The 13,506-nt window shown below is 56.1% G+C and carries 13 protein-coding genes, 1 tRNA gene and 1 pseudogene; 14 read left to right on the top strand and 1 reads right to left on the bottom strand.

Translation table 11 applies throughout. The annotated features are described in order from the left end of the window. The first annotated feature begins 102 nt into the window (after positions 1-102). The 13 genes and pseudogenes from AAYR33_08240 to AAYR33_08180 all read left to right on the top strand — a co-directional run bounded on the left by AAYR33_08240 (position 103) and on the right by AAYR33_08180 (position 11,030). Positions 103-1,293 carry an LL-diaminopimelate aminotransferase gene (locus AAYR33_08240; protein XAO71001.1) on the top strand — a complete coding sequence of 397 codons (1,191 nt, stop codon included), beginning with the start codon at positions 103-105 and terminating at the stop codon, positions 1,291-1,293. Between the two features lie 130 nt (positions 1,294-1,423). Continuing rightward, a complete protein-coding gene (locus AAYR33_08235) occupies positions 1,424-2,800 on the top strand; it encodes a homoserine dehydrogenase (protein ID XAO71000.1) in 1,377 nt (458 codons plus the stop codon). A gap of 84 nt (positions 2,801-2,884) precedes the next feature. Beyond that, positions 2,885-3,901, top strand: coding sequence for a class II fructose-bisphosphatase (gene glpX, locus AAYR33_08230; protein XAO70999.1), 1,017 nt, complete (start codon positions 2,885-2,887; stop codon positions 3,899-3,901). An 11-nt stretch (positions 3,902-3,912) separates the two neighbouring features. Continuing rightward, complete coding sequence (locus AAYR33_08225) at positions 3,913-4,110, top strand: hypothetical protein (GenBank protein XAO70998.1); 198 nt, start codon at positions 3,913-3,915, stop codon at positions 4,108-4,110. A 267-nt stretch (positions 4,111-4,377) separates the two neighbouring features. Further along, on the top strand, positions 4,378-6,201 hold the full coding sequence (gene recJ, locus AAYR33_08220) for a single-stranded-DNA-specific exonuclease RecJ (GenBank protein ID XAO72438.1): 1,824 nt from the start codon (positions 4,378-4,380) through the stop codon (positions 6,199-6,201). Between the two features lie 39 nt (positions 6,202-6,240). Next, positions 6,241-6,316 (top strand) — tRNA-Glu (locus tag AAYR33_08215). A 309-nt stretch (positions 6,317-6,625) separates the two neighbouring features. After that, positions 6,626-7,093: pseudogene (locus AAYR33_08210) on the top strand (type II toxin-antitoxin system antitoxin SocA domain-containing protein). 759 nt (positions 7,094-7,852) lie between these two features. Next, on the top strand, positions 7,853-8,356 hold the full coding sequence (locus AAYR33_08205; GenBank protein ID XAO70997.1) for a hypothetical protein: 504 nt from the start codon (positions 7,853-7,855) through the stop codon (positions 8,354-8,356). A gap of 311 nt (positions 8,357-8,667) precedes the next feature. Continuing rightward, on the top strand, positions 8,668-8,958 hold the full coding sequence (locus AAYR33_08200; GenBank protein XAO70996.1) for a hypothetical protein: 291 nt from the start codon (positions 8,668-8,670) through the stop codon (positions 8,956-8,958). An 81-nt stretch (positions 8,959-9,039) separates the two neighbouring features. After that, entirely contained in the window at positions 9,040-9,489 is a 450-nt protein-coding gene (locus tag AAYR33_08195; GenBank protein XAO70995.1) for a phage tail tube protein, read from the top strand. Between the two features lie 629 nt (positions 9,490-10,118). Then, positions 10,119-10,286 (top strand): hypothetical protein, encoded by a 168-nt coding sequence (locus AAYR33_08190; protein ID XAO70994.1) that lies wholly within the window; start codon positions 10,119-10,121, stop codon positions 10,284-10,286. 64 nt (positions 10,287-10,350) lie between these two features. Then, entirely contained in the window at positions 10,351-10,758 is a 408-nt protein-coding gene (locus AAYR33_08185; GenBank protein ID XAO70993.1) for a hypothetical protein, read from the top strand. 50 nt (positions 10,759-10,808) lie between these two features. After that, positions 10,809-11,030, top strand: coding sequence for a hypothetical protein (locus AAYR33_08180; GenBank protein ID XAO70992.1), 222 nt, complete (start codon positions 10,809-10,811; stop codon positions 11,028-11,030). A 116-nt stretch (positions 11,031-11,146) separates the two neighbouring features. Here the strand turns inward: AAYR33_08180 and AAYR33_08175 are convergent, their stop codons facing one another. Continuing rightward, entirely contained in the window at positions 11,147-11,341 is a 195-nt protein-coding gene (locus AAYR33_08175; GenBank protein XAO70991.1) for a hypothetical protein, read from the bottom strand. A gap of 92 nt (positions 11,342-11,433) precedes the next feature. Between AAYR33_08175 and AAYR33_08170 the strand changes: the two genes are divergently transcribed. Continuing rightward, positions 11,434-13,500 carry a hypothetical protein gene (locus AAYR33_08170; protein ID XAO70990.1) on the top strand — a complete coding sequence of 689 codons (2,067 nt, stop codon included), beginning with the start codon at positions 11,434-11,436 and terminating at the stop codon, positions 13,498-13,500. Positions 13,501-13,506: the final 6 nt, after the last annotated feature.

Below are 13,506 nucleotides of genomic sequence, written 5' to 3'. Positions count from 1 at the left end.
GCCTTCCACGTTGCTTATCTTTCCGTTGACAAATGTCCATTGTGATCCCGCTATCAAGGGCAAGCCTATCGCATTTTAGCTGAGTACAGAGAACAGAGCGTTATGACCGAAGAATTTCACCGTATCCGCCGCCTGCCTCCTTATGTTTTTGCGGAGGTCAATAAGGCGAAAGCTGCCGCACGTGCCCGTGGGGAGGATATTATCGATTTGGGCATGGGCAATCCGGACAGCCCGACACCGCCCCATATCGTCAAGAAACTTGTCGAAACGGTGCAGGACCCGCGTACCCATCGCTATTCTGTCAGTCGCGGCATACCGGGCTTGCGGCGCGGGCTCGCTTCCTATTATCAGCAACGATTTGATGTGGCGCTGGACCCGGAAGAAGAAGTCATCGCGACATTAGGCTCAAAAGAAGGTCTCGCCAATCTCGCTTCTGCCATTACGTCGCCCGGCGACACGATTCTGGTGCCGAACCCGTCTTACCCGATCCATCAATTTGGCTTCATGATTGCCGGGGCCTCCGTGCGCGCCATCCCCGCGACACCGGATGACGAGATGCTGCGCGCGCTTGAGCGCGCCGTGCGGCACTCAATACCCAAACCAACAGCCTTGATCGTCAATTTCCCATCCAATCCGACCGCCTATGTTGCGAGCCTGGATTTTTATAAGGAGCTCGTCGCTTTTGCCCGGCGGGAGGAAATCTGGATCATGTCCGACCTGGCTTATTGCGAGATCTATTTTGGCGACACGCCACCACCGTCCATTTTGCAGGTTCCTGGCGCGAAGGATATCGCGGTCGAATTCACTTCCCTCTCGAAAACCTACGCCATGGCCGGGTGGCGGATGGGTTTCGCCGCCGGAAATTGCCGCCTGATCCACGCTCTGACGCGGATAAAATCCTACCTTGATTACGGCGCCTTCACGCCAATTCAGGTCGCGGCCGTCAGTGCCCTGACGGGCCCGCAAGATTGTGTCAGCGATATGCGCGCCATGTATAAGGAGCGTCGGGACGTGTTGATCCGGGGCTTGACGGCAGCGGGTTGGGACGTCCCACCACCGGAGGGCTCAATGTTCGCCTGGGCGCCGATTCCGCCACAATTCGCGCATCTCGGCAGCGTGGCTTTCAGCAAGATGTTGCTGAGTGAGGCCGGGGTTGCGGTTGCGCCAGGGCTGGGCTTCGGGGAATATGGCGACGGGTTCGTGCGGATCGGCCTGGTAGAAAATACGCAACGCCTCCGCCAGGCCACCCGCGCCATCAAGGCATTTCTGCACAAGCATCAAGCGGAAACTTAAGCTAAAAGGCCACCAATCCGGCGCGCAGGCATCATCCTCCCCAATGCCATTCAAGGCGTCGCGGAGTTGATGCGTGCTGGCGGCAGGCGTATGTCAGTGGCTGGTCAATCACGATGGACGCACCTCGCATATGCCGGACGTCCCTTCATTCTCAGGTAAGAGAGCCAAGAGCGTGTCAAACGGGAAAAAAGAACTGCGTCTGGCAATCGCCGGGTTGGGAACTGTCGGTGCCGGAGTCGTGTCACTTCTGCAGGAGAATGCGGAGCTGCTTGCGGCGCGCGCCGGGAGGGTCATTAGGATCGTCGCCGTGTCCGCGCGAGACAGGAAGCGCGATCGCGGGGTAAAGCTGGAGGGTTTCACATGGTATGATGACCCTGTTTCCCTTGCGACCGCCCCGGATATTGATGTGGTGCTGGAGCTGATCGGCGGTGCTGAGGATGCAGCACGCGCCCTTGTTGAGGCCAGCCTTACGCACGGACGGGATGTCGTCACCGCCAATAAGGCGCTGATCGCGATCCATGGCGCGCAACTGTCCCATCTGGCGGCGACACATGATGCGGCGCTTTTATTTGAAGCGTCGGTCGCGGGTGGTATCCCGGCGATCAAGCTTGTCCGGGAAGGGCTCGCCGCTGACCAGATGGAGGAAATTGGCGGAATTCTTAACGGAACATGTAACTATATCTTGACAAAGATGGGTGATTCGGGTGAGGACTTCTCCGAAGTTCTCGCATCGGCTCAAAAGCTGGGCTATGCGGAGACTGATCCTTCAACGGATGTTGATGGATGGGATGCGGCGCATAAGCTCGCCATTCTCGCGGGCCTCGCCTTTGGCCAACCTGTCAGTTTCTCCAGCATCCGGGTGGAAGGGATACGCCATGTCGCATCCTATGACCACCAGTTCGCACGGGAGATGGGATATCGCATCAAGCTGCTGGGCATGGCGCGCCGCCTCGACAAATCGGGTGCCATAGAAGCCTCCATGCGGCCCTGCATGGTGCCGCGTCACGCGCCCATTGCCAATATCAATGGTGTCTTTAATGCGGTCAGGACGCAAGGGCGCTTTAGCGGTCCGATGCTGATAGAGGGCCGTGGCGCGGGTGCTGGCCCGACCGCTAGCGCTGTCATGGCCGATGTGATGGATCTTGCACGTGGGACGGCCCTGCCTGTCTGGGGGACCGCACCACAGCCGGAGCGCGCTTGCGCCCCGATTTCCGCTTTGAGCGGCGCTTATTACCTTCGTCTGCTCGTGCGGGACAAGCCGGGCGTGATGGCCGGTATTGCCTCTGCCCTACGGGATGAACATGTCTCCATGCGGGCCATGTCGCAGCATAATTTCGTGACGCATGACAGTGATGCGCCCCTGAGCGCAAGCGCCCCTGAGCCGGTCGCGCCACTGGCCATCATCACGCATCAGACACAAGAAAGCGCGATGAAAAACGTCGTCGCGCGACTGTCCGATATGCATGAGGTCTTAAATGACACTGTGCTGATGAAAATTGAAAGCTGAAGAGATGCCGAAGCCGTGAACAGTCAACTGCTTGAAAACACGTAATTATTATGTCTACAACGCATGCTGACATGGCCCGGCTTAATGGAAAGGTCCAACATGACTTATTCACCCAATTACAAGGTCACTGACCGAAACCTCGCCCTTGAGCTGGTGCGCGTGACGGAAGCGGCTGCCATCTCCGCCTCCGCCTGGACCGGACGCGGCATGAAGAATGAAGCGGACGGTGCTGCTGTGACCGCGATGCGTTCAGCGTTTGACACAGTGGCGATTGACGGCACCGTTATCATCGGTGAGGGCGAAATGGACGAGGCCCCGATGCTGTATATCGGGGAAAAAGTTGGTAGTGGCGGCCCGAAAATGGATATCGCCGTGGACCCGCTTGAGGGCACAAATTTATGTGCCAAGGATATGCCGAATGCGATGACAATGGTCGCCCTCGCTGAAAACGGCAATTTCCTGCATGCGCCCGATATTTACATGCAGAAGCTCGTTGTCGGCCCTGGCCTGCCCGAAGATCTGATCGATCTCGACGCCCCGATTGAGAAGACACTTAAAGATGTTGCCAAGGCAAAAGGTAAAGACATCACCAACCTGATCATGTGCGCGCTTGAGCGTGATCGGCATCAGGAGCTGATCGCCCGTGCCCGTGAGGCGGGTGCCCGCGTGGTTCTGCTGACCGATGGCGATGTGGCGGCGGCGATCGCGGCCTGCATTGATGATAGCCGGGTTGACCTCTATGCGGGTTCAGGCGGCGCGCCGGAAGGTGTTCTGGCGGCTGCGGCGGTGCGGTGCGTGGGTGGCCAGATGCAGGGCCGTTTGATGTTTGAGGATCAGAGCCAGATCGACCGCGCGAAGGAAATGGCGCCGGGCAAGGATCCAACCCGTAAACTCGGCCTCCATGATATGGCGGCGGGCGACGTGTTGTTCTCTGCCACCGGCGTCACGACAGGCACGCTCCTGCGTGGTGTCCGCTTTATGGGCCCCTCCCTGGCGCGGACGCATTCCATCGTGATGCGGTCAAAATCGGCGACCATCCGCTTCATCGAGGGACGTCACGATTTCTCCACCAAAACCTGGGCCTCGCCTGAAGGGATCTAATTCCGCATTCTATGCGGTTTATTGTCCTCATTTTAACGCTCACTTTAGATGCGGCTCTCCAACGTGCGCATGGCGTCATCTCGAAGATGCTCTACGTCTCGGTCGTGAGGGCAAGGACTTTATCCCGGCGGGCGTCAGAGGATAATCTCATTTGCGCGATCCTGCCTCGGCACATGATGCAGGTCGGCACATTTCTCCATGATTTTTGAGAGCTTCCCACAACGGTTTGAAGACCGTCGGTGCGTCATCGTCTATTTCCCGGGAAAGCCTCACCATTGTCGCATTTCGACAATCCCCGAACCATAAAAACAACCTGAGCGTATGCGAAGGCGCCATCCAGTCTCGTGCCTCCGATTTTGCTTCGTTGGCAAAGCGGGTCGATACCGGGCGGAACGTCGCTGAAGCTTCTGACGTTCCGAGGCAGCCAATGTGAGATTGGTCTTCGATCCCGAGCGTTTATACGTTATACCGTGACGATGTTAATGCAGGAAGATACCGCCCCATCGCCCGCGCGCAACCATGTCCTTGATGTTACGCATAGTGGGCAGGGAAAGGCCTGGGTGTGGCGGCATGAGGCCATGGATGACGCCCTGACGGAACGCGTTAGTTTCGCGATGGCGCAAAAGCTCGGCCTTTCGGAGCTCACCTGCCGCCTCCTGACATCGCGTGGCATTGGCATTGACGCGGCGGAAACGTTCCTCTCGCCACGTCTGCGCGACACCATGCCTGACCCACTCTGCCTCCGCGATATGGATCGGGCCGTCGCCTGCCTGACGTATATCGTCCTGCAACAGAAAGATGTGGGCATCCTGGGTGATTACGATGTGGATGGCGGTTGCGGCACCGCCCTTTTGACAGAGACATTACGCGAGTTGGGGTGCCAAGTGCACACCCATATACCCGACCGCATCGCCGAGGGTTACGGCCCGAATGCGCCGGCCATTGAGGCACTGCTGGAGAAAGGCGCCGCCACCATTATCTGCGTCGATTGCGGCACGGCGGCGATGGATGTGCTTGACCCTTTTTCAGGCAGAGTGCCGATGATCGTGCTGGATCATCATAAGCCGGACGGCGCGCCCTTGCCGCAAGCCATCATCGTCAACCCCAATCGACTGGATTGCGACTCTCAGCTTGGCACGTTATGCGCTGCGGGTGTGGTGCTGATGACGCTGATCGCCGTTTCAAGAAGCCTGGCCGCCGCCGGTTTTTTTGAAACGCGCCGCCGCCCCGACCTGATGTCGAAGCTCGATCTGGTCGCGCTCGCGACAATTTGTGACGTCATGCCGCTTCAGGGACTTAACCGCGCTTTAGTGGCGCAGGGTTTGAAAGTCATGGCGCAGGGGCGGCGTCTCGGCCTGTCCACTCTCGCTTCCGTGGCCGGTGTGGACACGCCGGGAAGTGCGACAGCGTGCGGATTTTTCCTCGGGCCGCGGCTTAATGCGGGGGGGCGCATTGCGCGCGCCGATCTCGGCCTGAAGCTGCTCCTGTCTCAAGACGTCCATGAGGCGTGCACTTTGGCGACGGAACTGGATGACATCAATGCTCGGCGCCGCGATGTGGAATCCGCCATTCTCACCGCTGCGGAGGCGCAGGCTGAGGCACAGATCGCAGGAGGCGCGCGCTTCATTTTTGTCCATGACCCATCATGGCATCCCGGTATTGTCGGGATTGTGGCCGGGCGGCTCAAGGAGCGCTTTAATTGCCCCGTTTTTGTCGGGGCGGAAAAAGATGGCGTTATTAAAGGCTCGGCGCGTTCCGTCCCTGGATTGGATGTAGGCCTGGCCGTCATCAATGCGCGGCAGAAAAATCTTCTCACCACGGGTGGGGGGCATGCCATGGCGGCGGGTTTCGGCCTCCTTGCAGGCCGGGCGGCGGATTTGCACGCCTTTCTGGACGCGGCTTTCACCGCGCAGGCCAGTCAGCCGCGCGTCGCTGTCATGCCGATCGACGCCGTGATGCCCCTCCGCGGTGCCCATGCCGCTCTGGCGCATGAAATTGCGCGTCTCGCACCTTTCGGGGCAGGTAATGATGAGCCTGTTCTGGCCATCCCGCGCCTGCGCTGCGTCAAATGTGATCGCATCGGTCGCGATGGCAATACGCTGCGCGTGATTATGCAGGATGAATCCGGCAATCGGTTGAAAGGGCTTGTCTTCCGCGCGGCGGACAAGGCTTTCTGCGCTTTGCTGGAAGATCGCAGCATGAAGCCCCTCCACATCGCCGGGCATCTGAAATGCGATATGTGGCAGGGTCAGGAAAATCTGACATTTTTTATTTGCGATGCAGCCCCTGTCGGGGCTTGACCCGCAGCCGCGTCTACGATACTCACCCTCACGTCTCAAGTCCCGTTCGTCTAGAGGCCTAGGACACCGCCCTTTCACGGCGGCAACACGGGTTCGAATCCCGTACGGGACGCCATTTTGCGGAGCTTCGGCCGATTTGCGGAAGCCTGCGAAATAGATCGTGCAAGCAATCGGACAATCAAGCAAAGCGTGACGCGGTTGGACATCTGGATCGGACTATTTTATACTTCGTTCCGTCTCAAAGGGATATAATCGGGCGTTCGCGCGGTGCAGTTTTGGGAGGTATGGCGTGGCAAATTCCTACCCATCGCTTGCTTTCGCAAATGAATTCATCAAACGCGCAGAGAAAGAAGATGGCGTCACCCACCTGAAGCTCCAAAAGCTTTGTTTCTTCGCTTATGGCTGGTGACTTTCTGAGCATGAGACACCGATCATGACCCGCCCGCCGGAAGTGTGGAAATATGGTCCGGTTTTTGATGATCTGTATAACATCCGCTCCGGGCATGGTGGCCGAGAAATCAGAGAGTCTCAGAAACTGCGTCCATTTCAAAGAGCGCCTGGTGTCCCGGAAGACGAGAGAGACACGCATCAGCTCATCAATTTCGTATGGGAGCGTTATGGTGGCTACAGCCCTATCAAACTATCCGATATGACGCATGAGCCAGGGACGCCTTGGGAAATCGTAGCCCGGGAAAATAAATATCGCGTCCCGAAGAACACGCCTATACCCGACAATATTATCGCGGACTACTTCAAGAAAATCAGCGCGTCGGCGGGGAGAATGGAGAAGAGGGCGAAGTTCTCATCGATAGTGACCCCAAAGGGACGAAGGAAGATAACCTCTTCTCAAAGGATGACGAACGCAAGTACAAGCTGGAATGCGATTTTCTAGAACAAGTTATTCTTCAACGAAGAAGTTTTGCCGGATAGGTCCTTCCTCGTTACGGTGGGATGGCTGGTAGGCTTAGCCGTAATTGTCCCCGCCCAATATGTTGCGCGACTTTGCGGAAGTGGCCTTAATGCATCGGAATTCATCGCTTTGGTGACGACGACAAGCGGCACCATACTGGGATATTGGTGGATGGTTGGAAGGTTGTTATACGATCGCGACATAAGCAGAAGCTTCTCTCAGGACGCGAAAGGGAAGTGACAGGGTGCAATGTAGCTCTGAAGCAATTTTTCGTGTCGAAGCCATTCTTCATTAAGCTGCATCGACCGTCGAATTTTGTTCAGGCTGCGCCACTTCATGGGCAATGCATCTCCCACGATATTCTGCATCTGAGCTGTGATCTCACCGAAATCATTGGTTCGATCACTCTACCAACTCGATCATTTTGTGCCATGTAAATGGTCAGTCACCTTGATGGTCATTCAGCTAAAAAACCGTCCCTAATCTTGGTATAGAAAAGTCAGCGTAAAGAATTTTAATCTTACACAGTCTTATGCTGATGTGTTAAGATGAATTATTGTATTATAATCCACACGATCCGCGCATAGATGCAAGTATTGAACAATAATTTGAGTTGGACTGATAATTTCGTGTGATGTGAAGTGACAAAAAATATAAAATTCGCTCACCGGGTAAAGGATATGACTGTGTTGAAAACAAAAAAAGTAATCAACGTCAGACCACATTCAGGTTCACGCAGATATGACGATGATGCCAACCCCCGAACGCCTGCGGAAGTCTGATTTCGCGGCTGGCCATCCTCACCGCGTGGTGACAACGCTAGATGCGCTTCTTAAATCCGGCGATATTTCGGATGAGGCTTACACGGCCGCGCGTAAATGGCGACGGGACTACCTTTTTGCCCGTTTTGGATATCAGGAAATCAGCAGTCAGCGTCTTGGCACGTCCTGGTATAAACATGATGAAATTTCATGGTGTATGACGCGCGCGGAAGTGTGGCGCACCCTTGCGGAAATTCGGATGGCAATCGGCGCGGAGGCGCATCGTCGGCTGGAGTGGGGGTTGATCGATGAAGTCAGTTTCACGCAAATAGCGGCCAAAATCATGCCGCTTCGCCGCGTGGATGATGCGCGCAAGCGTGTTTCCGCGCAATTTGCCCTTACCTTATCCCGCCTTGAAGAAGTATATCAGGAGCGTCGGCGTCAGGACGTACTGAAGCGTCGCCTCCCGAATGCGGACACTTGACGACACACCAGTATCGACGTAAAATTAGGTAGAATTTTACAATTGCGACCTTACAATGGGAGTCGCTGGATCAGGCGGCTTTCTTCATTTGTGGATGAAGCAGCTATGATCTCGAACTTCGATGTCTCGTCGATATTGCCGCATAAAATGGCATGCGCATCGTGAGCTGACTTTAATTCTCAAGCTGTCCTCTCGCAGGACTCCCTTTTTGGCGCGCCAGTGCCGCAACCGTTATTCCTGTCGCTACCACCGTCAGCTTCGGAACTCATGGACGTGTTGGAGCGTGCCCTTGCGTGCGTCGCGAAGGTGAGATGGCTGTCAGGACGTTAACGACTTACGCTGAGCGCCTCGTGTCAGACGGGCGGAAAATCGGGGTCTTTCCCCATCAATCCGTGGCGGGTGGCCCCGTTTCCAACGCGGCCGCACCTGACGAAGCCGGGAGGAAATACAGCGTACTCGCACAGATTGGCGGCGTAAATGCGTTTTTCACGCCGTTTGAACAGACACCCGCCTCGACGCAGATCGACGCGTTACAGATCGCGATGGCGCTCGGGCAGCTTTACGGTTTCCGTATCGGTCTGATGGCCTTGCGGGTGGATTAGGAAGGGCAGGGAAGCGTCACGCCGGAAACGGACACCGCGTCCGATAAAAGCACCACGCCCGATAAGAAAGGCAAATGACCGATGGCGATCACAGGTGCGACGTCGGGATACTCAGCCGGCGAACTAACAAACCTGACGCAAATCGAATATGCGCAGGAAGTAACTTATGGCGTCATGTCGACGGACGGCTATCAAATTCTGCGACATGCGGGCGAGACAATCGCGATGCAGTATGTGGTCGCCACGCCGGAAGAGATTAACGCCGCGTCTGAGGATGGCGCGACTTTTCTGACAAGCCGCTCAGCGGGTGGCTCCATATCGGGCCTGCTTTCTTACGGAACTTATGATGATTTCATCGCCGCCGTGATGGGCATCGATTGGATTGATGAAAAATCTTATCGCGTTTCTGGCGGGAACCGCTTGCCAACTTTGCGGCAGGATGGCGACGAATTTGAATTCGAATTGCACGAAGAAACCTCGGTATTTCTTGATTGGCTATCTGTCGGTATCGTGAGCCTGGAGAATTTGTAAGGCGAGGAAATCAAAGTCCCTTATCGCATTCGCGATACAAATCATTCCGATGATTGGCGCGATATTCTCACTTTCGCGCGAAGCGATGGGTATAAAATCCTCTCCGCGACACAGGCCGATAAGTCGTTCACCGGCGGTCTAACAGAAATAATGGTTCAAAGGATTCGATTAGAAGCTGTTACAAACAGCAATATCGGGAAGTCCTTTACGATAAGGAAAAAGATTGGCAGCGCCTACCAGATATTTTCGTGCAATATTGTCACGAAATTGAAATTAGACTTTCAATTGCAGCAGACGCCGACGATCCAGATCGATTTTCTCGGCGCAATCATGAACATTGACGATGTTTCGAGTTACAAGAGCGCGGCACCAGCAACGACGACAGATGTCATGCAGGTAGGGAGTTTCCAACGACTTGAATTCAACGGAATGCCCTTCGACGGGCTGGTCCAATCCGCGACGCTGACATTGACCCGTAATGGCGCGACGTTGGAACAGGGTATTGGGAGCATCTATTCATTAGGGGTCCAATTCGGCCCCTTCAATGCGACACTCGATTTAGAGGTCTACTTCCGTAATGATGACCAGATGGCCCTGTTTTTTCAGGGATGGGCGGCCCCCTCTCATTTATGGTCGCCGGCATTACTGGATATTACGAATTCAAACTGCTCAATGCGGTACCCTATAACGCCTCGGCCCCGATCGACCAGAAAAACAAGTCGATGATCCTGCACATTCCCTTCACCGGCAACCCCTTCCTCGGTGGCGGGACGCTCACCATACGTCGCGTCGGCTGATCGACGCGCCTTTCAGCAAAATTTCAAACGCCGCATAGCACGGCCAAATCATCTGGAGAAAAACATGGTCACGATCAACGCGCTGGCCCGTGATACGCGCGCCATTAATGATGGCGAATGGTTTGCAAGCCCTGATTTCCCCGACGTCAAAATTATGACGCGCGGCTATACGGATAACTATATTGACGCACTCAATAAGCGTATGAAGCGCGCGACCGAAGCGCATCGTTGCACATCGGATACGCTGCCTCAGAATGTTTTGCGCAGCATAAATGCTGAACTCGTCGCCAAATATCTGCTCCTCTATGTGGAGGGGCTGACGGAGGCGGATGGCAAGACGAAACTCGATGTTGAGAAATTGAAGTCCCTACTGGCCCAGCCGGAATATAACCGCCTTCTCGCCCTCTGTTTCGAGGCCGCCGCCGTCACAGTGAGTGCGGATCAGCAACGCGCGGACGTTATGGGAAACTGACAGCCGCCCTCTCCTGGCATCTTCAATGGGACGCTTATCTCGATACGCCTTTGATCTCAGCCATCATTGAGGATCATCCGCGGACGGACCCGGAACCGGAATTTTTCTGGATCTGGCGAGCGTGGCATCGCCTGGCGGCGGACAGGCCACAAAACCCGTTCGGTGTCATCCATCCGATGAATGGCGGCATTATAGCGTCCCAACCCGGCGCAACCCCTTGGAGAATTGTCAGGTCGTGGGCGGATCATCACGGTTTGACACGGGAGGAATAGCAACTTCTCGACCATTGCATCGTCGCGATGGATCGCGTCGCGCGCGATCATTGGGAGCATGAGCGCAGGAAATATGCCCGGTGATAACGTGCACCACCTTGATCGCGGCGATACGGTCAGGCGCGCTTGTCTGGTGCAAGCTTCATCCCCGGCGAGGGCACTATATTGATGATCGGGTCCGACTGCGTCGCCTGACGTAGATCACATTCCCAAGCGTCGCCGTGATCGGCCGCGATGAAGGTGGCGTCACGCTGTAAGTCGAAAGGGCGTGCGGGCGTGATCAGATCTGACGCTTCCCAGGTGTCAGGCACGTCAAACAAACGCGCCCTCTGCCTCTGTTTCCTCCGCCTCGACACGGTCGTGTGATCGAACAATATCAAGAATAAGAAGTGAAAACCGCATCATGACCCAAGATGACATCACGCCTGACACGAAATCAACTGGCGAAGATCTGGATACCCTCCGGGGTAAAGCTGAAAATGTTGCCGCCAGTTTTGACGACATGACCCGCCGCGCCAGTGCTTCAGCACGCGCCCTATCCGCTGAAATGGGGAGTGCGGTCGCCACGCTGAGCGAGAAATTTGCAAAATTGACGCAGGAAGCCACAAATCTGCGCGCGCGTCTTCAGGAACTTGAGGCCCTGCGGGGAGAGATGAAGACGGCAGCTGGCGGGGGCGATGACGCCGATGTGCAACAAGTTGAGTCCCATCTTTTCGCCGCCGCGCTGAAATACCAGCAGGTGCAACGCTCCCTGGATAATGTGGCGCAGGCTCAAAATGCGGCATCAGGTCGTGTGGGGTCATTGGGCGTCATGTCGGGCGGTGCCGGGAAGATCGCGCCCCTGGCAGCGCAGGCTTTTCAAACGCAGAGTCTGCGGCAATCGACGCCGCAACCATCCGCGCGTGCGATGTCAGCGGGCGGCAATATGGCCGCTCTCGCGACACAACGCCAGTTCAGCGACATGTTGCCAAGAACCACGCAGAATTATGCCGGTCTGTCCGGCCGCCTGACACAAGAGACCGGCGACTTCAAGCAGCAGAAATCAGCCATTGATGAGCTCACAAAATCAGTGTCCTCAATGGCAACGACGCTGACAAATTCGGTTTCTCAGGCGTTGGTGAAGTCGTCAGGCAGCGGCGTCACATTTAAATCCGTTCTGGCGCAGATTCAGACGCAAACCATTTCCCTCATCGCGAAATTAAGTGTGGTCAATCCGCTTCTCAATAATATCGATGGCGGAACACGCGGCACGCTCCTTTCGCTCGCGAAGGCATGGGGAAGGGGGCGTCACGCCGCTCTTGACGCTGCGGGGGATTTCAGTGGCGCTGGAATGAATGCTGGCAGCTTTGATCTCGATGCCTATTTCCAATCAGTCCAAAAGGCGAATAAGCGAAGCGATGGCGAATTGCTTGGCGCGATTGACTCTGTCGTGCGCGTGCGCGGCAGTAAAAGCGAGGCGGATCTTACAAGATATCTGGAAGAACAAATGCAAGCTGGCGTTACGCTCAGCCATTCGCCCAGCCTCAATCTACCGAAAGCCACATCGGCATCATCCGGGATACTCGGCGCAATCGGGAATATTTTTGGCTCCCTTCGTCATGTTTTCAGCGGGATTGGGGGTGGTTTTTCGGTGGGTTCGGCTTTGGGGAACATCGGGGGTGGGCGATACGGCAATATGGGGTCGATCATCGGGGCCACGGCGGGGACGGCGATTGGGTTGGCTATTTTCCCCGGTGTAGGCACGGTGATTGGCGGCCTCTTTGGTGGGGCGGCAGGTGGGTTGTTTGGCGGGTTATTCGGGCATCGCAAGAACCCTTATACCATTGCCCAGGTCCAGGCGGGGCCGGATGGGTTCTCTGTCGGTAAAGTCTGGAACCAGGCGCAGACAGACAATATTACCGGGCCGCTGCGCAAGGATATTGACCGCCTCAACACGCAATTTGCGCGGCTCGGCATCCGCGTCGGCGGGGGTTACATTGGTGCGGTGCGGGATGACCGCAATAATAAAGACCCGATGCTCAAAAACGTCGCGCTGGTCGATATCATTAAAAACGCCACCCTGACTTCCGGCAATGCGACCTTCAATCAGGCGCTGCGTCAGGGCCTGACCGGCAATTACGGCGATCTCAATGATTATATGAGCACCATCACGCAGCTTAAGAACATGGCCAAAGTGGTGGATGATCTCAAAGCGCAGTTTGACACGATTTCAACCTTTGTGAACACCTCCATGCCCGACCTGCTCAAGGCACTTACGAGCGGTCAGAAGATGTGGGTCGATCAGATGGCGGCGCTTAAAAAGACCTATGAGGATGCGGCCCAACAGGCGGACTCTTACGGGCTGGATGGCGGCGCCCTGCGCCAGAAATACGAATCCCTCTATGATCAGAATAAAGCCGCGCAGGAAGGCACGCTGAGTCAGAACGCCAATACCCGTAAGGGCGCGCTATCTGAGCGCGACCGGCGATGAGCAGGG

It is taken from the genome of Acetobacteraceae bacterium (assembly GCA_039613835.1).
Classification (GTDB): Bacteria; Pseudomonadota; Alphaproteobacteria; order Acetobacterales; family Acetobacteraceae; genus Sorlinia.
Note: the sequence above shows the minus strand (reverse complement) of the source record. Positions and strands in the feature narration are given on the sequence as shown.

Excerpts from the sequence above, each read along its gene's own strand:
- AAYR33_08240 (XAO71001.1), top strand. The coding sequence starts at position 103 with ATGACCGAAGAATTTCACCGTATCCGCCGCCTGCCTCCTTATGTTTTT.
- AAYR33_08235 (XAO71000.1), top strand. The coding sequence starts at position 1,424 with ATGCCGGACGTCCCTTCATTCTCAGGTAAGAGAGCCAAGAGCGTGTCA.
- glpX (XAO70999.1), top strand. The coding sequence starts at position 2,885 with ATGGAAAGGTCCAACATGACTTATTCACCCAATTACAAGGTCACTGAC.
- AAYR33_08225 (XAO70998.1), top strand. The coding sequence starts at position 3,913 with ATGCGGTTTATTGTCCTCATTTTAACGCTCACTTTAGATGCGGCTCTC.
- recJ (XAO72438.1), top strand. The coding sequence starts at position 4,378 with ATGTTAATGCAGGAAGATACCGCCCCATCGCCCGCGCGCAACCATGTC.
- AAYR33_08205 (XAO70997.1), top strand. The coding sequence starts at position 7,853 with ATGACGATGATGCCAACCCCCGAACGCCTGCGGAAGTCTGATTTCGCG.
- AAYR33_08200 (XAO70996.1), top strand. The coding sequence starts at position 8,668 with ATGGCTGTCAGGACGTTAACGACTTACGCTGAGCGCCTCGTGTCAGAC.
- AAYR33_08195 (XAO70995.1), top strand. The coding sequence starts at position 9,040 with ATGGCGATCACAGGTGCGACGTCGGGATACTCAGCCGGCGAACTAACA.
- AAYR33_08190 (XAO70994.1), top strand. The coding sequence starts at position 10,119 with ATGGTCGCCGGCATTACTGGATATTACGAATTCAAACTGCTCAATGCG.
- AAYR33_08185 (XAO70993.1), top strand. The coding sequence starts at position 10,351 with ATGGTCACGATCAACGCGCTGGCCCGTGATACGCGCGCCATTAATGAT.
- AAYR33_08170 (XAO70990.1), top strand. The coding sequence starts at position 11,434 with ATGACCCAAGATGACATCACGCCTGACACGAAATCAACTGGCGAAGAT.